Here is a 19,790-nt window from a genome sequence, read left to right as displayed (position 1 = left end):
TCACTTTCCCATCGTGGGGATTGGTTACCCGACCGGGCGCATTGATTCCGGGGGGCCGTTTCACTATAAAATGGCCCTGATGCAACAGACATTGGCAATTCGGCAAGCAGAGCGTGCACCAATGCAATATCAGATTACCCACGCCGACCTTTCTCTGGTCCTGGCACTGGAACGTGGTCGCTCGCTGGCCAAAGCCGCCGAGCTGCTCAAAGTCGACGTTTCGACGGTATTCCGTTCGATCCGCCGACTGGAGTCGGCGCTGGGCACCGCCTTGTTCGTCAAGAGCCGCAAGGGCTACCTGCCAACTGACACCGCCCAGGCCCTGGCCGAGCAGGCCGAGCGTGCCGAGCAGGCGCTGGAGGCGGCGCGCATTGCCATGACCAGCGGCGAGCAAGTGGTCAGCGGCACGGTGCGCGTGACCTGCACCGAAGCGGTGATGCACAGCCTGTTGCTGCCGGCGCTGGCCGAGTTCATGCCCAACTACCCAGCCTTGTCGCTGGAGATGGGCACCTCCAACACCTTCGCCAACCTCAGCCGGCGCGACGCCGACATTGCCTTGCGCCTGACCAACACGCCACCGGAGCATTTGGTGGGCCGCAACCTGGGCTCTACTTCTTATGTCGTCTGCGGCCAACCGCAATGGCGCGAACGCCTGACCGAGTCGGCCGGCAGCGTGCCGTGGATCGCCCCCGACGACTCGATGCAGGACCACCCCACGGTGGTCTGGCGCAATCAGCAGCACCCAGGGTTGAGCCCGCGCTACCAGTGCAGCAGCATGTCGACCATCGCCCAGCTGGTCACCGCGGGCCTGGGCGTGGCGGCGCTGCCGGACTACATGGTGCATGCGCTGCCTGGGGTGGACGCACTGAGCGGCCCGCTGCCCGGTTGCGACACCCAGTTGTGGCTGCTGACCCGGCCGGATTGCCGGGCTTTGCGTTCGGTGCAGACCTTGTTCGAAGAGCTGACCCCGCGGTTGCGTGACGCGATGCTCTGAGGTTATCGTCAGATCCATGTATCCAGGGTGTCTGTTGCGGCCCTTTCGCGGGCTTGCCCGCTCCCACAGGCCAAGCGGCGGCAGTGAGGCCTGTGTAGCACTTGTGGGAGCGGGCATGCCGGCGAAGCAGCCCACGCCGACTCACCCGACAAAACAGCGCTTCCCTATTGGCTGGTGAATTTTTATACTATCGAGTCCGCCTGCCCACTATTGGGCTGCACGCCCACCGCAATTGCTACTGAGGAAGACCATGGCCCGCGTAACTGTTGAAGACTGCCTGGAACACGTGGATAACCGCTTCGAGCTGGTCATGCTCTCGACCAAGCGCGCTCGCCAGCTGGCGACCGGCGGCAAAGAGCCACGCGTTGCGTGGGAAAACGACAAGCCAACCGTCGTTGCCCTGCGTGAAATCGCCGAAGGCATCGTCACCAACGAGTTCATCGCCGCTGAAGAGATCGTCACCGAGGATCCGGTGTTCGCCGCGTTCGAGGACGAGAACAACGAGGCTGTCTGATTGATGCCAGGTCGACGTCGCACGGCGCAAGGCCCTCTTCCTCGGCAGGAGGTGAACCCATGCCGGGTATAGAAGCCTTGGCCGAACGGCTGTCGACCTACCTTGGCCCCGAACAGGTCAACCTGGTCCGGCGTGCCTATTTCTACGCCGAACAGGCCCACGATGGGCAGCGCCGCCGCAGCGGCGAGCCCTACGTGACCCACCCGCTGGCCGTGGCCAGCATCCTCGCCGACATGCACATGGACCATCAGAGCCTGATGGCGGCCATGCTGCACGATGTGATCGAAGACACCGGCATCGCCAAGGAAGCCCTCAGCCAGCAGTTTGGCGAGACCGTGGCCGAGCTGGTCGATGGGGTCAGCAAACTGACCCAGATGAACTTCGAGACCAAGGCCGAGGCGCAAGCCGAAAACTTCCAGAAAATGGCCATGGCCATGGCCCGCGATATCCGCGTGATCCTGGTCAAGCTGGCCGACCGCCTGCACAACATGCGCACCCTGGAAGTGCTGTCTGGCGAAAAACGCCGGCGCATTGCCAAGGAAACCCTCGAAATCTACGCCCCCATCGCCAATCGCCTGGGGATGCACACCGTGCGCGTGGAGTTCGAAGACCTCGGCTTCAAGGCCATGCACCCGATGCGCTCGTCGCTGATTCACCGCGCGGTGAAAAGCGCACGCGGCAACCGCAAAGAGATCGTCGCCAAGATCGAGCACTCGCTGGCCAACTGCCTGGCCGCCGACGGCATCCAGGGCGAGGTCAGCGGCCGGCAGAAACACCTCTATGGCATCTACAAGAAGATGCGCGGCAAGCGCCGTGCCTTCAACGAGATCATGGACGTGTATGCCTTCCGCATCATCGTCGACAAGGTCGACACCTGCTACCGCGTGCTTGGCGCCGTGCACAACCTGTACAAGCCACTGCCCGGTCGCTTCAAGGATTACATCGCGATCCCCAAGGCCAACGGCTACCAGTCGTTGCACACCACGCTGTTCGGCATGCACGGCGTGCCCATCGAAATCCAGATCCGCACCCGCGAGATGGAAGAGATGGCCAACAACGGCATTGCCGCGCACTGGCTGTACAAGTCCAACGACGACGAGCAGCCCAAGGGCAGCCACGCCCGCGCGCGTCAGTGGGTCAAGGGTATTCTCGAACTGCAGCAACGTGCCGGCAACTCGCTGGAATTCATCGAGAGCGTGAAGATCGACCTGTTCCCGGACGAGGTCTACGTGTTCACGCCCAAAGGCCGCATCATGGAGCTGCCCAAAGGCTCCACGGCCGTCGACTTCGCCTACGCGGTGCACACCGACGTCGGCAACAGTTGCATCGCTTGCCGCATCAACCGTCGCCTGGCACCGCTGTCCGAACCACTGCAAAGCGGCTCGACAGTGGAAATCGTCAGCGCCCCAGGCGCCCGACCCAACCCGGCCTGGCTCAACTTCGTGGTCACCGGCAAGGCGCGTACGCATATCCGCCACGCGCTCAAGCAGCAGCGCCGCTCCGAGTCCATCAGCCTGGGCGAGCGCCTGCTGAACAAGGTACTCACCGGCTTCGACAGCAGCCTGGAGAAAATCCCCCAGGAACGCATCCAGGCGATTCTCGCCGAGTACCGCCTGGAACTGATCGAAGACCTGCTCGAAGACATTGGCCTGGGCAACCGCATGGCTTATGTGGTCGCACGTCGCCTGCTATCGGCCGAAGGCGAACAGCTGCCGGCGCCGGAAGGCCCACTGGCGATCCGTGGTACCGAAGGCCTGGTGCTGAGCTACGCCAAGTGCTGTACGCCGATCCCGGGCGACCCGATCGTCGGCCACCTGTCGGCTGGCAAGGGCATGGTCGTGCACCTGGAAAACTGCCGCAACATCAGTGAAATCCGCCACAACCCGGAAAAGTGCGTACAGCTCTCCTGGGCCAAGGACATCACTGGCGAGTTCAATGTAGAACTGCGTGTCGAACTGGAGCACCAGCGTGGCCTTATCGCCCTGCTGGCCAGCAGCGTCAACGCCGCCGACGGCAACATCGAGAAGATCAGCATGGACGAACGCGACGGCCGTATCAGCGTGGTCCAACTGGTGGTCAGCGTGCACGACCGTGTGCACCTGGCGCGTGTGATCAAGAAGCTGCGTACCCTGACCGGTGTGGTCCGCATCACCCGCATGCGTACGTAGTCCGCCAACCGCAAGGAGTCATCATGAGCAAGACCGTCATCAACAGCGACAAGGCCCCCGCCGCCATCGGTACCTACTCGCAAGCGATCAAGGCCGGCAACACCGTGTACATGTCGGGCCAGATCCCGCTGGACCCGAAGACCATGGAACTGGTCGAAGGCTTCGAAGCCCAGACCGTGCAGGTGTTCGAGAACCTCAAGGCCGTGGCTGAAGCCGCTGGCGGTTCGTTCAAGGACATCGTCAAGCTGAACATCTTCCTCACCGACCTGAGCCACTTCGCCAAGGTCAACGAGGTGATGGGCCGCTACTTCGAACAGCCCTACCCGGCCCGCGCCGCCATTGGCGTTGCCGCGCTGCCGAAAGGCTCCCAGGTCGAAATGGACGCCATCCTGGTCATCGAATGATGCCCCTGGTGACGGGCGCCCTGCCCGTCACCCTCTCTCCTCTGCAAGGTTACCCCGTCATGCGTCAAGCACTGCCCCTCGCGCTGGCAGCCCTGCTACTGGGCGGCTGCGCCAGCCACAAACCCGAAGATTTCAACGGCACCTGGATCAACCAGGACGCCATCACTGCGGCGGTCAAAGGCGGCAGCTTGCGCCAGGCGCTGAATGAACACGGCCCAGTGTTCGAATGGAAGCTCGACGTCGCCAGCCAGCAGGCCAGCTACAGCAATGGTTTCGAGGCCGCTGACGGCCAGCTGAGCGCCAACGACAAGCAATGGCAGGCCAGCTTCGAGGGCGGCCAGACCGAGCAGCTGTCGCTCGATGGCGACGAGCTGCTGGCTGTCGACCAGCGTGGCGCCAAGCAAACCTTCGTGCGCGCCAAGGCACCGGCAGCCGCCAATGCGCCGCTGGGCAGCAGCTTCGAGAAGGCGCTGTACCAGGCTTACCTGGGCGGCGACTGGAAGATCGTCGAAGGCCAGGGCAAAGGTGCCAACGTACGTTTCAGCGACACCGGCAACGTCACCGGCCTGCCCGGCCCGGATCGCTTCGCCCTGTGCCTGGCGGGCGATTGCGCGACCATGGGCGGTAGCAATGACAGCCTGTGGCTGGAGCGCAACCAGCGTGGCGCACCATTCATCATCAAGCGTGATGGCGACAAGCTGGAGATCTTCCAGGCGGTGAACCGTGCTCAGCCGGACGACATGCCGGAGCTGGCCGCGGGCAAGCGCCAGTGGGTGCTGGAGCGCAGCTGACCCACATTGCACCGTCACCCAGGCTACCGCGCCACCCGGTAGGAGCAGCCTTGTGCTGCGAAGAGGCCTCACAGCCGAAGATGATCTTTAGCCCCATCGGCCCCCTCGCAGCACAAGGCTGCTCCTACAATCGCATCAAGCTGGAGGTTTAAGCGCTGCCCTCAAGGATCGCGGCATAGCCTTCCTTGTAACTGGGGTACACCGGCGCCCAGCCCAGCGCCCGCGCCCGGGCATTGCTGCAGCGCTTGCTGCCGGTGCGCCGCACCCGCTGCTCATCGGACCACTCGGTAACCCCCATGTACGCTCGCAGCCAGGCCACCACGTCGGCCAGCGGCGCCGGGTCATCGTCGACGCCGATGTAGCATGCGTCCAGCGCCTTGCCGTCGGCATCGGCCTGCAGCAGAAACGCCAGCAGGCTGGCAGCATCCTCGGCATGAATGCGGTTGCCATACAGCGGCGGCTCCTCGGCCACACGGTAACCCTGGCGCACCTGGCTCAACAGCCACTCGCGACCTGGGCCATAGATGCCGGTCAAGCGCACCACGCTCGCCGGGATGCCGCTGGCCAGCGCCAGCCGTTCCGCCTCCAGCATCACCCGCCCGGAATAACCCTCAGGCTCGGTGGCCGCACCCTCCTCGATCCACTCGCCGTCCTTCTGTGCATACACGCTGCTGCTAGAGACGAACAGCAGGCGACGCGGGCGCTGGCCTCGCTCGGCCAGCCAGGCCAGCACATGGCGCAAGCCCTCGACATAAGCCGCCTGGTAGCCCGCCTCGTCGTGCTGGCTGGCCGCCACGCAGTACACCAGGTAATCCAGCGGACCCTGTGGCCAGGCGTGCGGGATCGACGGTTCGGCCAAGTCTGCGGCAACCGCTCGAACGCCCGCAGGCAGCTGCCCGACAGAACGGCGCAGGCCGCTCACTTGCCAGCCTTTAGCCAGCATCTGCAGGGCCAGACGCCCACCCACATCACCACAACCCACCACCATCACGGAAAGGTCTGACATCTCTGAACTCCCTAGACCAATTGATCAGCCCGGCCACGCTACACGATGGGCGGCTAGACCATAGGCGAAAAAAGCAACAAGATTACTTTTGTTAACAAGAATTACTTGCAATAATGGCCGCCAATTTGTTCTCGGCCTACCTCGAGGCCTTGGAGAACGCTCACTTTTTTCTTCATCAGGTCCGGCCAGCATGACACGCACTCAACCTTCCGCTTCGCCAACCCCGTCGCGCGCCTGGCGCGCCATCGCCGCGCTGACACTCAGCCTGGTGCTGGCCCCGGTGGCCATGGCCGATGAGCCAACCGCCAATGCCGCCACACCTGCCGCTGCCAGCGCTCCGGCAACCGTTCCGGCTGCACCTGCAGCACCGGCCGCGGAAGGCCAGGCCCCGGTGGGCGAAGCACAGGCTGCCGCGCCGGCAGATTCGCAGGTAGTGGTCGACCCTGCCACCGACACCTTGGTTGAAGACACCTCCCTCGGCATGGCCCACGACCTGTCCCCATGGGGCATGTACAAGAACGCCGACATCGTGGTGAAGATCGTCATGATCGGCCTGGCCATCGCCTCCATCATCACCTGGACCATCTGGATTGCCAAAGGCTTCGAGCTGATGGGCGCCAAACGTCGCCTGCGTGGTGAAATCGCCCAGCTGAAGAAATCCACCACCCTGAAAGAAGCCAGCGAAGTCTCCAACAAGGAAGGTACCCTGGCCCACACCCTGGTCCACGACGCCCTCGAAGAGATGCGCTTGTCGGCCAACGCTCGTGAAAAAGAGGGTATCAAGGAGCGCGTCAGCTTCCGCCTGGAGCGCCTGGTGCATGCCAGCGGCCGTACCATGAGCAGCGGCACCGGCGTGCTTGCCACCATCGGTTCCACCGCGCCGTTCGTCGGCCTGTTCGGTACCGTATGGGGCATCATGAACAGCTTCATCGGCATCGCCAAGACCCAGACCACCAACCTGGCCGTGGTTGCCCCCGGTATCGCCGAAGCCCTGCTAGCCACCGCCCTGGGCCTGGTCGCGGCAATTCCGGCTGTGGTCATCTACAACGTCTTCGCCCGCTCCATCGCTGGCTACAAGGCCCAGGTGTCCGACGCCTCCGCCCAGGTGCTGCTGCTGGTCAGCCGTGACCTGGACCACCAGGGCAGCGACCGCGCCGCCCCGCACATGGTGAAAGTGGGGTAAACCATGGGCCTGCATCTCAACGAAGGTGGCGACGACCTCGCCGAAAACCACGAAATCAACGTTACGCCGTTCATCGACGTAATGCTGGTGCTGCTGATCATCTTCATGGTCGCCGCCCCCCTGGCCACGGTCGACATCAAGGTCGACCTGCCGGCCTCGACCGCCAAACCGGCGCCGAGGCCGGAAAAACCAGTGTTCGTCAGCGTCAAGGCCGACCAGAAGCTGTACGTCGGCGACGATCAGGTCGCTGCGCCCGACCAGCTTGGCCCGATGCTCGACGCCAAGACCAAGGGTGACAAGGAAACCACCATCTTCTTCCAGGCCGACAAGGGCGTGGATTACGGTGACCTGATGGAAGTGATGAACAACATGCGCGCGGCCGGCTACCTGAAAGTCGGTCTGGTAGGTCTCGAGACGGCAGCCAAGAAATGACAAAAACGCGCTCTAACATGGCGCGCTACGGTGGCAGCCTGGCGATCGTGCTGGGTGTGCACGTGGTCGCCGTGCTGCTGACGCTCAACTGGTCGGTGCCCCAGGCCATCGAGCTGCCTCCGGCAGCGATGATGGTCGAGCTGGCGCCGTTGCCGGAGCCTGCGCCACCACCACCCCCAAAGGCGGCTCCGCAGCCACCGGCACCGGTCGAGGAACCGCCGCTGCCGAAGCTGGCGGAAGCGCCGAAGCCGAAGATCGCCATCCCCAAGCCGCCCAAGCCCAAGGCCAAGCCCCAGCCGCCGAAGCCCGAGAAAAAGCCTGAGCCGCCGAAGGAAGCACCACCCACCGAGCAAACGGTAGACGCACCGCCCAGCAACGCGCCTGTGCAGAAGTCCGCGGCACCGGCACCGAGCATTGCGTCCAACAGCAACGCCCTGCCAACCTGGCAGAGCGACCTGCTGCGCCACCTGGCCAAATACAAGCGTTACCCGGAAGACGCGCGCCGTCGCGGCCTGCAAGGCATCAACCGCCTGCGCTTCGTGGTCGACGCCGAAGGCAAGGTCGTGTCGTACTCCATGGCCGGTGGTTCGGGCAGTGCCGCACTGGACCGGGCGACGCTTGAAATGATCCGTCGGGCCGGCACGGTACCCAAACCACCACCCGAGTTGCTGAACAATGGCACGATCGAAGTCGTGGCACCGTTCGTCTACTCACTGGACCGCCGCTGAGACTTTTGTTTCTGTCACAAATCGGCAAGTCTGATAACGTGCGTCTATCGATTGCAGCCGCTATGCTGGGCCCGCAACTTCATGGACGCACGTTATGACCCTCACAGAATTACGCTACATCGTCACACTCGCCCAGGAACAGCACTTCGGCCATGCCGCCGAGCGCTGCCACGTGAGCCAGCCGACCCTGTCGGTCGGTGTGAAAAAGCTCGAGGATGAGCTTGGCGTTCTGATCTTCGAGCGCAGTAAAAGCGCGGTACGCCTGACCCCCGTCGGCGAAAGCATCGTCGCCCAGGCGCAGAAGGTGCTGGAGCAGGCCCAAGGCATTCGCGAACTGGCCCAGGCAGGCAAGAACCAGCTGACCGCCCCGCTGAAAGTCGGCGCCATCTACACCGTCGGCCCCTACCTGTTCCCGCACCTGATCCCGCAGCTACACCGCGTAGCGCCGCAGATGCCGCTGTACATCGAAGAGAACTTCACCCACGTACTGCGCGAAAAGCTGCGCAACGGCGAACTGGACGCGGTGATCATCGCCCTGCCGTTCAACGAAGCCGACGTGCTGACCTTGCCGCTGTACGACGAACCGTTCTGCGCCCTGATGCCTGCCGACCACCCTTGGACGGCGAAGAAGACCATCGACACCGCCATGCTCAACGACAAGAGCCTGTTGCTGCTCGGTGAGGGCCACTGCTTCCGTGACCAGGTACTGGAAGCCTGCCCAACCCTGAACAAGGGCGGTGAAGGCTCCAGGCACACCACGGTCGAGTCCAGCTCGCTGGAAACCATTCGCCACATGGTGGCCTCGGGCCTTGGCGTGTCGATCCTGCCGCTGTCGGCCGTGCACAGCCACCATTACGCACCCGGCGTGATCGAAGTTCGACCGCTGACCGCACCTGCACCGTTCCGCACGGTGGCCATCGCCTGGCGTGCCAGCTTCCCACGGCCGAAAGCCATCGAGATCCTCGCAGACTCGATCCGCCTGTGCTCGGTCGCCAAGGCCCCCACGGAACAGCCGGCCTGAGCCATGAGTGAGCTGTCGAAGGTCCCGGTCACGGTACTCAAGGGCGTTGGCGAGGCCATGGCGGAAAAACTCGCCAAGGTCGGCCTGGAGAACCTGCAGGACGTGCTGTTCCACCTGCCCCTGCGCTACCAGGACCGCACCCGCGTGGTGCCTATTGGCCAACTGCGCCCGGGCCAGGATGCCGTGATCGAGGGTGTGGTCAGCGGTGCCGACGTGACCATGGGCAAACGGCGCAGCCTGGTGGTACGCCTGGGTGATGGCAGTGGCGTGCTGAGCCTGCGCTTCTACCACTTCAGCAACGCGCAGAAAGAGGGCCTGAAGCGCGGCACCCACCTGCGCTGCTACGGCGAAGCCCGCCCTGGCGCTTCGGGCCTGGAAATCTACCACCCGGAGTACCGCGCGCTGAACGGCGACGAGCCGCCGCCACCGGTCGAGCAGACCCTGACGCCCATCTACCCGTCCACCGAAGGCCTTACCCAGCAACGCCTGCGCCTGTTGTGCCAGCAGAGCCTAGGCCTGCTCGGCCCGCGCAGCCTGCCCGACTGGCTGCCTGACGAACTGGCCCGGGACTACCAGCTGGCACCGCTGGACGATGCCATCCGTTACCTGCACAACCCACCGGCCGACGCCGACCTCGACGAGCTTGCCGAAGGCCATCACTGGGCCCAGCACCGCCTGGCCTTCGAGGAGCTGTTGACCCACCAGCTGTCGCAGCAACGCCTGCGCGAAAGCCTGCGCAGCCTGCGCGCCCCGGTACTGCCCAAGGCCACGCGCCTGCAGGCGCAATACCTGGCCAACCTGGGCTTCCAGCCGACCGGCGCGCAACAGCGGGTGGCCAACGAAATTGCCTACGACCTCAGCCAGCACGCACCGATGATGCGCCTGGTGCAGGGCGACGTGGGCGCCGGCAAGACCGTGGTGGCCGCGCTGGCAGCGTTGCAGGCCCTGGAGGCTGGCTATCAGGTGGCGTTGATGGCCCCCACCGAGATCCTCGCCGAACAGCACTACATTACCTTCAAACGCTGGCTGGAGCCGCTGGGCATCGAAGTGGCCTGGCTGGCCGGCAAGCTCAAGGGCAAGGCCCGGGCCGCCTCCCTGGAGCAAATCGCCAACGGTGCGCCAATGGTGGTCGGCACCCACGCGCTGTTCCAGGAAGAGGTGAAGTTCAAGCACCTGGCCCTGGCGATCATCGACGAACAGCACCGGTTTGGCGTGCAGCAACGCCTGGCCCTGCGCAAGAAAGGCGTGGCCGGCGAGCTGTGCCCCCACCAGCTGATCATGACCGCCACGCCGATTCCGCGCACCTTGGCCATGAGCGCCTACGCCGACCTGGACACCTCGGTACTCGACGAACTGCCGCCCGGGCGTACGCCGGTGAACACCGTGCTGGTCGCCGACAGCCGCCGCTTCGAAGTGGTCGAGCGGGTTCGCGCCGCCTGCGCCGAAGGGCGTCAGGCCTACTGGGTGTGCACGCTGATCGAGGAATCCGAGGAACTGACCTGCCAAGCCGCCGAAAGCACCTACGAGGAGCTTGGCAGCGCGCTGGGCGAACTGCGGGTGGGGTTGATCCACGGGCGCATGAAGCCGGCGGAAAAAGCCGAAATCATGGCCGAATTCAAAGCGGGCAACCTGCAACTGCTGGTCGCCACCACGGTCATCGAGGTGGGCGTGGACGTCCCCAACGCCAGCCTGATGATCATCGAGAACCCCGAGCGCCTGGGCCTGGCCCAGCTGCACCAGTTGCGCGGCCGGGTTGGCCGGGGCAGCGCCGTCAGCCATTGCGTGCTGTTGTACCACCCGCCGCTGTCGCAGATCGGCCGCGAGCGCTTGGGGATCATGCGTGAAACCAACGATGGCTTCATCATCGCCGAAAAGGACCTCGAACTGCGTGGCCCGGGCGAGATGCTGGGCACCCGCCAAACCGGCCTGCTGCAGTTCAAGGTCGCCGACCTGATGCGCGACGCCGACCTGCTGCCGGCCGTGCGCGACGCCGCCCAAGCCCTGGTGGCACGCTGGCCGCAACACGTCAGCCCGCTGCTTGATCGCTGGCTACGCCATGGCCAGCAATATGGCCAAGTGTGACGCCAGTCCCAGAATGGATCCAGATTTGCTCGCAGGCTGGTTATACTTCGCGTTTAAAAGAATCAGTGGATACGGACCATGACTGAAGTTGCCCTGGACACCGCAACCCCACACGCCCCCTCTGTCATCAGGCTGCTGCTCGACAAGCTCGGCGTGGCCTATCGCGAGGTGGTCGAACACCCGCACCTGCCTGCGGCTTCGCGGGTTCAGGCAGTGCTTCTCGACGACGAGGTCGGCGCCCTCATGGTGCTGTTCCCGCAGAGCCAACTGCTGGACCTCAACCGCCTGGCCGAGCTAACCGGGCGCAAGCTCACTGCCGTGTCAGTGCCGCGCCTGAAGCAGATGCTCGACAAGCACCAGCTCAAGGCCTTGCCGGGTATCCCGGCGCTGACCAGCTCGCCATGCCAGTACGAAAAGAGCCTGCTCGACGCCGAAACCGTGTACATCCAGTCGGGCGAAGCGGGTTTACTGCTGGAAATCGAACGCGCGCACTTCAAGCGCATGCTGGCTAAGGCCAGTGCCAGCAGCTTTGGCCAGGAAGTCGAGGCGATCAGCCCCAACCTCGACCGCCCCGATGACGACACCCGGGAAATCACCAATGCCGTCCAGGCCTTCACTGCCCGACGCATCCAGAAGCGTCTGGAAGAAACCATCGAAATTCCACCCTTGGCCGACACCGCGCAAAAAATCATCAAACTGCGGGTAGACCCCAACGCCAGCATCGATGACATCACCGGCGTGGTCGAAACCGACCCGGCGCTGGCGGCGCAAGTGGTGAGCTGGGCCGCATCGCCCTACTACGCCTCACCGGGCAAGATCCGTTCGGTGGAAGACGCCATCGTGCGTGTGCTGGGCTTCGACCTGGTGATCAACCTGGCCTTGGGCCTGGCACTGGGCAAGACCTTGAGCCTGCCGAAGGACCACCCGCAGCAGGCCACGCCTTACTGGCAACAGTCGATCTACACCGCTGCGATCATCGAAGGCCTGACCCGCGCCATGCCTCGGGCAGAGCGCCCCGAAGCCGGGCTGACCTACCTGGCCGGGCTGCTGCACAACTTTGGCTACCTGCTGCTGGCGCATGTGTTCCCGCCGCACTTCTCGCTGATCTGCCGCCACCTGGAGGTCAACCCGCACCTGAACCACACCTACGTGGAGCAGCACCTGCTGGGCATCAGCCGCGAACAGATTGGTGCCTGGCTGATGAAGTTGTGGGACATGCCGGAGGAACTGTCGACCGCGCTGCGCTTCCAGCACGACCCGGCCTACGACGGCGAGTATTCAGCGTTTCCCAACCTGGTGTGCCTGGCTACCCGGCTGCTGCGCTCGCGGGGGATTGGTTCGGGGCCGCTGGAGGAGATTCCAGACGAGTTGCTGGAGCGCCTGGGGATTACCCGGGACAAGGCCGAAGATGTGGTGAGCAAGGTGCTCGAGGCCGAGAACCTGCTGCGCGAACTGGCGTCGCAGTTCCACGCACCTCACTGAGCATCGACGAGAAACCTGTGGGAGCGGGCATGCCCGCGAAGAGGCCGGCACAAGCAGCACAAGATAGTTGCTCCCACAGGTAAAGCGTCGCAGGCCTGCTGATTTTCAGCCTTTCTTCTTCGGTTTCAGGTACTTCATCAGCCCCTGGAACCACATCACCAGCGCCGGATTGCCCTTGATCTGGATGTGCTTGTCCTGAATGCCCTGCATGAACGCCAACTGCTTGTTGCCCGCCTGCATCGTGGCAAAGCCATAGGCAGCGTCCTTGAAGGCAATGGCAAAGGCCGGCTGCGAATGCGCGCCGCCCTTGCTGCTGATGCGTTCGTTGCTGACGATGAAATGCCGGGCGACCTTGCCGTCCAGGGTCTGCATCTGGAACACCAGGTCCTTGCCCTTGAGCTGCTGCTGGAATGCCGGGTTGTTACGGCTGGCCCTGGCCATCAACAGCCCCATGGCCCAGAGAAGAAAGCGGAACTTCATCAACGCGCCTCGAATAAAAAGTGACTATGGCGCGCAGTTTATCCTTTTCCTGAACTATTTATGCAAGTTCGAAACATTTTGCCTGCAGAAAGCACAACGGGCGCCCTGGGGCGCCCGCTTGGCTGACACTGGGGTTGTCAGGGAGCGATCACTTGCCTTTCTTGGCCGGCTTGACGGGGGCGTTGACGCTGTCGCGCAGGTTCTTGCCTGGCTTGAAGGCCACGGTGTTGCTGGCCTTGATCTTGACCGGCTCGCCGGTTTGCGGGTTCTTGCCGGTACGCGCGCCGCGATGACGTTTTTCGAAGGTGCCGAAACCGACCAGGGTCACGGTGTCCTTGTCCAGGGCACCGGTGATGCTGTCGAGAATCGCGTTCAAAACCTGATTGGCCTTTTCCTTGGTCAGATCGGCCTTATCGGCGATGACGGCGGCGAGTTCTGGTTTGCGCATAGTGAAGCCTCTTTGACGGAATTCTTGTTGTTATGCCGTGCTGCCTTTGGGAGCAGCGCTCAAGGCACCGCAGGCTCTAATCTGCGGCAGACGGGAGTGAGAATGGCACGTGCTCAGGGGCCGCGCCAGTATCTGGGCGGCCATTGTGCAGGCAACAACAGGATAAATCCGACAGAACGCCCGCTATTTACGCCATAACCGCTGGCAACTGACGATTCAGCGCCAGCTTGTCCATCACCGCTGCTCCCGTCAGGGCGTAGCCCAGCAGTTTGCCGTCGGCATCCAGGCAGAGCACCTTGAGATCACTGCCTTGCCCGTCTACATGCCAGGTGCCTTCGCAGCCCTGTGGCGGCGGCGAGACGACCAGCGGGCAGGCCGGGGTTTTCACCGTGATCGGCATCGGCCCGTAGGCAACCGCCGTCGGTTTGCCAGCCAGGGTTTGCGCCAGCGCCCGGGCACAGCTCATCAGCGGCATCACGTAGAGCAGGTTGATGCCATCGACCTCGGCGCAATCGCCAAGGGCAAAGATATTGGCGTGGGATGTACGTAATTCACGGTCAACCCTGACACCACGATTGGTCTGCAAGCCGGCCGCTGCAGCCAGGTCGGTGCGTGGGCGCAGGCCGATGGCCGACACCACCAGGTCGCAGGCGATCACGCTGCCATCCGACAGGTGCGCCTCCAGGCCTTGGGCCACTTGCTGCAGGCGGGTCAGTACCGGCCCCAGGTGGAAGCGCACGCCCAGGCCTTCAAGCCCGCTCTGTACCGCCGCCGCAGCGGCCGGGTGCAGCAGGGTCGGCATGACCTGTTCGCACGGCGCCACCACGTCGACCTGAAAGCCACCCAGGCTCATGTCGTTGGCGAACTCGCAGCCGATCAGGCCAGCACCGAGGATCAGCACACGCTGCTTGCCAGCGGCGGCGACACGGAAGCGTGCATAGTCTTCCAGGTCGTTGATCGGGAACACCAGATGGCTGCCGTCACCTTCGATCGGCACCTGCACGGTTTGCGCGCCCCAGGCCAGCACCAGGTCGCGGTATTCCACGGCCTCTTCGCCGATCCACAGGCGCTTGTGGCCCGGGTCGATGCCGCTGATACGGGTATGGGTGCGGATCTCGGCGTTCAGTTGCTCGGCCATGACGCCCGGCTCGGCCATGCACAGGCCGTCGGCGTCCTTCTGCTTGGCAAAGCCCATGGACAGCATGGGCTTGGAGTACGAACGACCATCGTCGGCGGTGATCAGCAGCAGCGGCGTCTGCGCGTCGAGCTTGCGAAATTCACGGGCCAGGTTGTAGCCCGCAAGGCCGGTACCGATGATTACCACAGGGGACGTCATGTCGTGCTTGCCTCGATTAACCGATGGAGATCATTTCAAAATCGCTTTTGCCGACGCCACAGTCGGGGCACAGCCAGTCTTCAGGCACATCTTCCCAACGGGTGCCGGGGGCGATGCCGTCGTCGGGCCAGCCTTCGGCTTCGTCGTAGATCAGGCCACAGACAATACATTGCCACTTTTTCATCAGGTCATTTTCCTCGGTCAGGCTGGGGCTTTGTGTTGCTGCTGATGGCCTCTTCGCGGGCACGCCCGCTCCAACAGGAGTTCTGCATAACCTGTGGGAGCGGGCATGCCCGCGAAGAGGCCAGCGCGCAATTCATGGGGGCTTTTTATCGGCCCTGCCCGCAGTATGCAAGCAGTCGGCGCAATCATGCTAAGCTCGCCACCTCTCTGGTTGTAACAAGCAGACCGACGTGTCGTACGAATCCCCGCAAGCAGCCGCTGTCGCGTGGCTGCCGTATTCACAGCTGGCGACCGACATCGACCAGCCTATCCTTGACTGGCTGTTCGACGAGGGCTCGCTGACCCGCCGCCTGACCCGCCTGTCCGTTGATCACTTCTCCGTCACCCCGCTGTTCGAGGGCTGGCAGCCGCTGCGCGATGACGAATGCCGAGCGCTAGGCATCGCTGCCGGCGCCGAAGGCTGGGTGCGCGAAGTCTACTTGCGCGGCCATGGCCAGCCTTGGGTATTCGCCCGCAGCGTGGCCAGCCGCAGCGCCCTGGAACGTGGTGGGCTGGACCTGGAAACACTGGGCAGCCGCTCGCTGGGCGAGTTGCTGTTCTGCGACCAGGCCTTCATCCGCCACCCGCTCGAAGTGTGCAGTTACCCACAGGCCTGGCTGCCACCCGAAGCCGCCCATGCGGCGCTTTGGGGCCGCCGCTCGCGCTTCGAGCGTGACGGCCTGGACCTGTTGGTGGCAGAAGTGTTCCTGCCGGCATTGTGGCAAGCGGCCAAGGAGGAAAACCGCTGATGTACCTGCAATTGCTCAAGTCGCTCAACCGCCTGCACCCGCGGGCCTGGGACTTTGTCCAGCTCAGCCGCATGGACCGGCCGATCGGCATATACCTGCTGCTGTGGCCAACGCTGTCAGCGGTGTGGATTGCCGGCAATGGTTCCCCCACCCTGGCCAACGTATTGATCTTCGGCCTTGGCGTGGTGCTGATGCGCGCCGCCGGCTGCTGCATCAACGACTTCGCCGACCGCAAGGTGGACGGCCACGTCAAGCGCACCGCCGATCGCCCCCTGGCCAGCGGCCGCGTGCGGCCACGCGAAGCGCTGGCACTGTTCGCGATTCTGGTCGGGGTCAGCTTCCTGCTGGTGCTGTGCACCAACAGCCGCACGGTCTGGCTGTCGTTCGGCGCGGTGGCGTTGGCGTTCTGCTACCCGTTCATGAAGCGCTACACCTACTACCCGCAGGTGGTGCTGGGGGCCGCGTACTCCTGGGGTATTCCCATGGCTTTCACCGCCGCTGGCGGCGAACTGCCGGCCAGTGCCTGGCTGCTGTACATCGCCAACCTGCTGTGGACGGTGGGTTATGACACCTACTACGCCATGGTCGACCGCGATGACGACTTGAAGATTGGTGTGAAGTCCACTGCGATCCTGTTCGGTGAAGCGGACCGCACCATCATCCTGACCTTGCAGATGCTGTCACTGGGTTGCTTGTTGCTGGCAGGCAGCCGCTTTGACCTGGGTGGCTGGTTCCACCTGGGGCTGCTGGGCGCTGCGGCGTGCTTTGCATGGGAATACTGGTCGACGCGCAAGCTGGACCGGGAATCGTGCTTCAAGGCGTTTCTGCACAATCACTGGGCGGGGATGCTGGTGTTCATCGGGGTGGTGCTGGATTACGCGTTGCGCTGACTATTCTGGGGCTGCTTCGCAGCCCATTCGCGGCACAAGGCCGCTCCTACAGGGGATCGCATACTCCTGTAGGAGCGGCCTTGTGCCGCGAATGGGCCGCAAAGCGGCCCCAGCTATCTCAAGGCTTGGCGACGTGCCAGACATCCTTCATACCGTCACCGGTCATGTCACCGGCCTTCTTGTCCTTGACGAAGGTATACAGCGGCTTGCCGTCGTAGGCCCACTGCATCGAACCATCGTCACGCGTTACGTGGGTCCATTTATCCTTCGGTGCTTCGTCGTCTTTCTTGACCATCAACGGTGGCCAGTTCTTGGCACACTCGCCATTGCACATCGACTTGCCGCCTGCATCCTTGTCAAAGGTGTACAGGGTCATGCCGGCATGATCGACCCACATGCCGTCCTTCTCCATGGCATGGTGGGCCGAGGCCACCCCCGGGAGCGCCAGTGCAGTGAAAAGGGCCATCCAGCTCAGCGTTTGTCGTGTCATTGGATTCACCATTGTTTCGGGGGAATTGAGTTCGGGTTGCCATAATGGCAGCCCTTTCTAGCCTAGTTCAGTCATGGAATGTCGCCAGAACGGCCAACACCCTGTCACACAGCTGCAATAATTCCGTTATCTAATGCGGGCCAAGACACCGAATCCAGGAGAGGTTTTGAGCATGGTTGGCAGGAACATTCTGATCGTCGACGACGAAGCGCCCATTCGCGAGATGATCGCCGTTGCCCTGGAAATGGCCGGCTATGACTGCCTGGAAGCGGAAAACTCCCAACAGGCCCATGCGATCATCGTCGACCGCAAACCGGACCTGATCCTGCTCGACTGGATGCTGCCGGGCACCTCCGGCATCGAGCTGGCCCGCCGCCTGAAACGCGACGAGCTGACCGGCGACATCCCGATCATCATGCTTACCGCCAAAGGTGAAGAGGACAACAAGATCCAGGGCCTGGAAGTGGGCGCCGATGACTACATCACCAAGCCGTTCTCGCCACGTGAGCTGGTAGCGCGCCTGAAAGCCGTGCTGCGCCGCACCGGCCCGAGCGACAGCGAGGCACCGATCGAAGTCGGCGGCCTGCTGCTAGACCCAATCAGCCACCGCGTGACCATCGACGGCAAGCCGGCCGAGATGGGCCCAACCGAGTACCGCCTGCTGCAATTCTTCATGACCCACCAGGAGCGCGCCTACACCCGTGGCCAGCTGCTGGACCAGGTGTGGGGCGGCAACGTCTACGTCGAGGAGCGCACGGTCGACGTGCACATCCGTCGCCTGCGCAAGGCGCTGGGTGAAGCTTATGAAAATCTGGTACAAACCGTCCGGGGCACTGGCTACCGCTTCTCGACCAAGAGCTGATCGAGTTCCAAAGCGCCAAGCTGCACGTCGTTGTACAAGGACCGTCAATTGAACCAGAACTGGCATGCAACCCTGATTCGCCATCTGCTGTTGCTGATTACCGTCTGCCTGATCGGCGGGCTGGTCAGCGGCTACTATGGCTGGAGCCTGGCCATTGGCCTGGCGCTCTACCTGGGCTGGACCCTCAAGCAACTGCTGCGCCTGCATGACTGGTTGCGCAACCACCAGCCCGACGAAGCACCGCCCGATGGCTATGGCCTGTGGGGCGAGGTGTTCGACAGCATCTACCACCTGCAACGCCGTGACCAGCGCGTGCGAGGCCGCCTACAGGCGGTGATCGACCGGGTGCAGGAGTCCACCGCCGCGCTGCGTGACGCGGTGATCATGCTCGACAGCGACGGCAACCTGGAATGGTGGAACCGCGCCGCCGAGACCCTGCTGGGCTTCAAGACCCCGCAGGACGGCGGCCAGCAAGTGACCAACCTGGTGCGCCACCCGCGCTTCAAGGAGTACTTCGAGGCAGAAAACTACCTCGAACCGCTGGAAATCCCTTCGCCGATCAACGACCGCATGCGTGTGCAGCTGCACATCACCCGCTACGGCAATAACGAGCACTTGATGCTGGTGCGCGATGTTACCCGCATCCATCAGTTGGAACAGATGCGCAAGGACTTTGTCGCCAACGTGTCGCACGAGCTGCGCACGCCGCTGACGGTGATCACCGGTTACCTGGAAACCCTGCTGGACAACGTCGAAGACGTTAACCCACGCTGGAGCCGTGCCCTGCAGCAGATGAGCCAGCAAGGCTCGCGCATGCAGACCCTGCTCAACGACCTGTTGCTGCTGGCCAAGCTGGAAGCCACCGATTACCCGTCGGACAACCAGCCGGTGGCGGTCGATGCCCTGCTCGCCGCGATCAAGAACGACGCCCAGGCCCTGTCCGGGCCGCGCAACCAGCGCATCAGCCTGGAGGCTGCACCCGGCGTGAAGCTCAAGGGCAGCGAGTCGGAGCTGCGCAGCGCCTTTTCCAACCTGGTGTTCAACGCGGTCAAGTACACCCAGGACGAAGGCAACATCCGCATCCGCTGGTGGGCCGATGCCCAGGGCGCGCACCTGTCGGTGCAGGACTCGGGGGTGGGCATCGATGCCAAGCACCTGCCGCGCCTGACCGAGCGCTTCTACCGGGTAGATTCCAGCCGTGCATCGAACACCGGCGGTACCGGGCTGGGGTTGGCAATCGTCAAGCATGTGCTGATGCGCCATCGCGGCAAGTTGGAAATCAGCAGCGTGCCTGGGCATGGCAGCACCTTTACCTGTCACTTTGCGCCGGCACAATTGGCCAACGACAAGGGCTGAGGGCCTCGGGGCCGCTTCGCCGCCTATTCGCGGCACAAGGCTGCTCCTACAAGGGATCGCGGTGTTCTGTAGGAGCGGCCTTGTGCCGCGAATGGGCGGCGAAGCGGCCCTAATAAATCCACCACCCTTTGCTTTTGCGGCCCCAGCCGCTA

Annotated in this window: 21 protein-coding genes; 15 read left to right on the top strand and 6 right to left on the bottom strand. The window is 63.6% G+C overall.

The window, feature by feature from the left end:
* The first annotated feature begins 121 nt into the window (after window positions 1–121).
* The 5 genes from ACNFBR_RS18460 (at window position 122) to ACNFBR_RS18440 (ending at window position 4,871) form a co-directional block, all read left to right on the top strand.
* The gene (locus tag ACNFBR_RS18460; protein ID WP_416736226.1) at window positions 122–994 is read left to right on the top strand and encodes a LysR family transcriptional regulator; all 873 of its coding nucleotides are present in this window, start codon (window positions 122–124) and stop codon (window positions 992–994) included.
* Between the two features lie 250 nt (window positions 995–1,244).
* Window positions 1,245–1,508 (top strand): DNA-directed RNA polymerase subunit omega, encoded by a 264-nt coding sequence (rpoZ, locus tag ACNFBR_RS18455; RefSeq protein ID WP_003253383.1) that lies wholly within the window; start codon window positions 1,245–1,247, stop codon window positions 1,506–1,508.
* 59 nt (window positions 1,509–1,567) lie between these two features.
* A complete protein-coding gene (gene spoT / locus ACNFBR_RS18450; protein WP_051096432.1) occupies window positions 1,568–3,676 on the top strand; it encodes a bifunctional GTP diphosphokinase/guanosine-3',5'-bis pyrophosphate 3'-pyrophosphohydrolase in 2,109 nt (702 codons plus the stop codon).
* 23 nt (window positions 3,677–3,699) lie between these two features.
* Window positions 3,700–4,080: a RidA family protein gene (locus ACNFBR_RS18445; RefSeq protein WP_003253379.1), complete on the top strand. Its 381-nt coding sequence runs from the start codon at window positions 3,700–3,702 to the stop codon at window positions 4,078–4,080.
* A gap of 59 nt (window positions 4,081–4,139) precedes the next feature.
* On the top strand, window positions 4,140–4,871 hold the full coding sequence (locus tag ACNFBR_RS18440) for a hypothetical protein (RefSeq protein WP_416736225.1): 732 nt from the start codon (window positions 4,140–4,142) through the stop codon (window positions 4,869–4,871).
* Window positions 4,872–5,019: 148 nt separating this feature from the next.
* Here ACNFBR_RS18440 and ACNFBR_RS18435 read toward each other — a convergent pair whose 3' ends face one another.
* The gene (locus ACNFBR_RS18435; RefSeq protein WP_416736224.1) at window positions 5,020–5,877 is read right to left on the bottom strand and encodes an NAD-dependent epimerase/dehydratase family protein; all 858 of its coding nucleotides are present in this window, start codon (window positions 5,875–5,877) and stop codon (window positions 5,020–5,022) included.
* A 190-nt stretch (window positions 5,878–6,067) separates the two neighbouring features.
* Here ACNFBR_RS18435 and exbB point away from each other — a divergent pair, with 190 nt between their 5' ends.
* The 6 genes from exbB (at window position 6,068) to ACNFBR_RS18405 (ending at window position 12,805) form a co-directional block, all read left to right on the top strand.
* Window positions 6,068–7,060 (top strand): tonB-system energizer ExbB, encoded by a 993-nt coding sequence (gene exbB, locus ACNFBR_RS18430; protein ID WP_416736223.1) that lies wholly within the window; start codon window positions 6,068–6,070, stop codon window positions 7,058–7,060.
* 3 nt (window positions 7,061–7,063) lie between these two features.
* Window positions 7,064–7,492, top strand: coding sequence for a TonB system transport protein ExbD (exbD, locus tag ACNFBR_RS18425; RefSeq protein ID WP_003253367.1), 429 nt, complete (start codon window positions 7,064–7,066; stop codon window positions 7,490–7,492).
* Complete coding sequence (locus ACNFBR_RS18420; protein WP_416736222.1) at window positions 7,489–8,220, top strand: energy transducer TonB; 732 nt, start codon at window positions 7,489–7,491, stop codon at window positions 8,218–8,220. Before exbD ends, ACNFBR_RS18420 begins: the two co-directional genes overlap by 4 nt.
* Before the next feature lie 94 nt (window positions 8,221–8,314).
* Window positions 8,315–9,241 (top strand): hydrogen peroxide-inducible genes activator, encoded by a 927-nt coding sequence (locus ACNFBR_RS18415; protein ID WP_284357033.1) that lies wholly within the window; start codon window positions 8,315–8,317, stop codon window positions 9,239–9,241.
* A gap of 3 nt (window positions 9,242–9,244) precedes the next feature.
* A complete protein-coding gene (recG, locus tag ACNFBR_RS18410) occupies window positions 9,245–11,323 on the top strand; it encodes an ATP-dependent DNA helicase RecG (RefSeq protein WP_416736221.1) in 2,079 nt (692 codons plus the stop codon).
* 78 nt (window positions 11,324–11,401) lie between these two features.
* Entirely contained in the window at window positions 11,402–12,805 is a 1,404-nt protein-coding gene (locus ACNFBR_RS18405) for an HDOD domain-containing protein (protein WP_416736220.1), read from the top strand.
* A gap of 105 nt (window positions 12,806–12,910) precedes the next feature.
* Here ACNFBR_RS18405 and ACNFBR_RS18400 read toward each other — a convergent pair whose 3' ends face one another.
* From ACNFBR_RS18400 to ACNFBR_RS18385, 4 genes are all read right to left on the bottom strand, one after another.
* Window positions 12,911–13,285 carry an SCP2 sterol-binding domain-containing protein gene (locus tag ACNFBR_RS18400; RefSeq protein WP_416736219.1) on the bottom strand — a complete coding sequence of 125 codons (375 nt, stop codon included), beginning with the start codon at window positions 13,283–13,285 and terminating at the stop codon, window positions 12,911–12,913.
* A gap of 148 nt (window positions 13,286–13,433) precedes the next feature.
* The gene (locus ACNFBR_RS18395) at window positions 13,434–13,733 is read right to left on the bottom strand and encodes an HU family DNA-binding protein (protein ID WP_016712717.1); all 300 of its coding nucleotides are present in this window, start codon (window positions 13,731–13,733) and stop codon (window positions 13,434–13,436) included.
* A 187-nt stretch (window positions 13,734–13,920) separates the two neighbouring features.
* Window positions 13,921–15,069, bottom strand: coding sequence for an NAD(P)/FAD-dependent oxidoreductase (locus ACNFBR_RS18390; protein ID WP_416736218.1), 1,149 nt, complete (start codon window positions 15,067–15,069; stop codon window positions 13,921–13,923).
* A gap of 16 nt (window positions 15,070–15,085) precedes the next feature.
* Window positions 15,086–15,253 (bottom strand): rubredoxin, encoded by a 168-nt coding sequence (locus ACNFBR_RS18385; RefSeq protein WP_003253349.1) that lies wholly within the window; start codon window positions 15,251–15,253, stop codon window positions 15,086–15,088.
* 229 nt (window positions 15,254–15,482) lie between these two features.
* Between ACNFBR_RS18385 and ACNFBR_RS18380 the strand changes: the two genes are divergently transcribed.
* Window positions 15,483–16,040: a chorismate--pyruvate lyase family protein gene (locus ACNFBR_RS18380; protein ID WP_416736217.1), complete on the top strand. Its 558-nt coding sequence runs from the start codon at window positions 15,483–15,485 to the stop codon at window positions 16,038–16,040.
* Window positions 16,040–16,930 (top strand): 4-hydroxybenzoate octaprenyltransferase, encoded by an 891-nt coding sequence (gene ubiA, locus ACNFBR_RS18375; RefSeq protein WP_416736216.1) that lies wholly within the window; start codon window positions 16,040–16,042, stop codon window positions 16,928–16,930. The genes ACNFBR_RS18380 and ubiA overlap by 1 nt, the downstream gene beginning before the upstream one ends.
* 118 nt (window positions 16,931–17,048) lie before the next feature.
* On the opposite strand, the gene ACNFBR_RS18370 is transcribed toward ubiA, so the two are convergent.
* Window positions 17,049–17,420, bottom strand: a complete 372-nt coding sequence (locus ACNFBR_RS18370) for a hypothetical protein (protein ID WP_416736215.1) — start codon at window positions 17,418–17,420, stop codon at window positions 17,049–17,051.
* 172 nt (window positions 17,421–17,592) lie between these two features.
* On the opposite strand from ACNFBR_RS18370, the gene phoB reads away from it, so the two are divergent.
* The gene (phoB, locus tag ACNFBR_RS18365; RefSeq protein WP_003253341.1) at window positions 17,593–18,282 is read left to right on the top strand and encodes a phosphate regulon transcriptional regulator PhoB; all 690 of its coding nucleotides are present in this window, start codon (window positions 17,593–17,595) and stop codon (window positions 18,280–18,282) included.
* A gap of 48 nt (window positions 18,283–18,330) precedes the next feature.
* Complete coding sequence (gene phoR, locus ACNFBR_RS18360) at window positions 18,331–19,638, top strand: phosphate regulon sensor histidine kinase PhoR (RefSeq protein ID WP_416736214.1); 1,308 nt, start codon at window positions 18,331–18,333, stop codon at window positions 19,636–19,638.
* The last annotated feature ends 152 nt before the right edge of the window (window positions 19,639–19,790 follow it).

Source organism: Pseudomonas sp. NY11955 (assembly GCF_048068035.1).
Lineage (GTDB): Bacteria > Pseudomonadota > Gammaproteobacteria > Pseudomonadales > Pseudomonadaceae > Aquipseudomonas.
Note: the sequence above shows the minus strand (reverse complement) of the source record. Positions and strands in the feature narration are given on the sequence as shown.

Coding starts and splice junctions, on each gene's coding strand:
- ACNFBR_RS18385 (WP_003253349.1), bottom strand. CDS start 15,253: ATGAAAAAGTGGCAATGTATTGTCTGTGGCCTGATCTACGACGAAGCC.
- ACNFBR_RS18415 (WP_284357033.1), top strand. CDS start 8,315: ATGACCCTCACAGAATTACGCTACATCGTCACACTCGCCCAGGAACAG.
- rpoZ (WP_003253383.1), top strand. CDS start 1,245: ATGGCCCGCGTAACTGTTGAAGACTGCCTGGAACACGTGGATAACCGC.
- spoT (WP_051096432.1), top strand. CDS start 1,568: ATGCCGGGTATAGAAGCCTTGGCCGAACGGCTGTCGACCTACCTTGGC.
- exbB (WP_416736223.1), top strand. CDS start 6,068: ATGACACGCACTCAACCTTCCGCTTCGCCAACCCCGTCGCGCGCCTGG.
- ACNFBR_RS18440 (WP_416736225.1), top strand. CDS start 4,140: ATGCGTCAAGCACTGCCCCTCGCGCTGGCAGCCCTGCTACTGGGCGGC.
- exbD (WP_003253367.1), top strand. CDS start 7,064: ATGGGCCTGCATCTCAACGAAGGTGGCGACGACCTCGCCGAAAACCAC.
- ubiA (WP_416736216.1), top strand. CDS start 16,040: ATGTACCTGCAATTGCTCAAGTCGCTCAACCGCCTGCACCCGCGGGCC.
- ACNFBR_RS18395 (WP_016712717.1), bottom strand. CDS start 13,733: ATGCGCAAACCAGAACTCGCCGCCGTCATCGCCGATAAGGCCGATCTG.
- ACNFBR_RS18405 (WP_416736220.1), top strand. CDS start 11,402: ATGACTGAAGTTGCCCTGGACACCGCAACCCCACACGCCCCCTCTGTC.
- ACNFBR_RS18390 (WP_416736218.1), bottom strand. CDS start 15,069: ATGACGTCCCCTGTGGTAATCATCGGTACCGGCCTTGCGGGCTACAAC.
- phoB (WP_003253341.1), top strand. CDS start 17,593: ATGGTTGGCAGGAACATTCTGATCGTCGACGACGAAGCGCCCATTCGC.
- ACNFBR_RS18445 (WP_003253379.1), top strand. CDS start 3,700: ATGAGCAAGACCGTCATCAACAGCGACAAGGCCCCCGCCGCCATCGGT.
- ACNFBR_RS18370 (WP_416736215.1), bottom strand. CDS start 17,420: ATGACACGACAAACGCTGAGCTGGATGGCCCTTTTCACTGCACTGGCG.
- recG (WP_416736221.1), top strand. CDS start 9,245: ATGAGTGAGCTGTCGAAGGTCCCGGTCACGGTACTCAAGGGCGTTGGC.
- ACNFBR_RS18420 (WP_416736222.1), top strand. CDS start 7,489: ATGACAAAAACGCGCTCTAACATGGCGCGCTACGGTGGCAGCCTGGCG.
- ACNFBR_RS18435 (WP_416736224.1), bottom strand. CDS start 5,877: ATGTCAGACCTTTCCGTGATGGTGGTGGGTTGTGGTGATGTGGGTGGG.
- ACNFBR_RS18400 (WP_416736219.1), bottom strand. CDS start 13,285: ATGAAGTTCCGCTTTCTTCTCTGGGCCATGGGGCTGTTGATGGCCAGG.
- ACNFBR_RS18460 (WP_416736226.1), top strand. CDS start 122: ATGCAATATCAGATTACCCACGCCGACCTTTCTCTGGTCCTGGCACTG.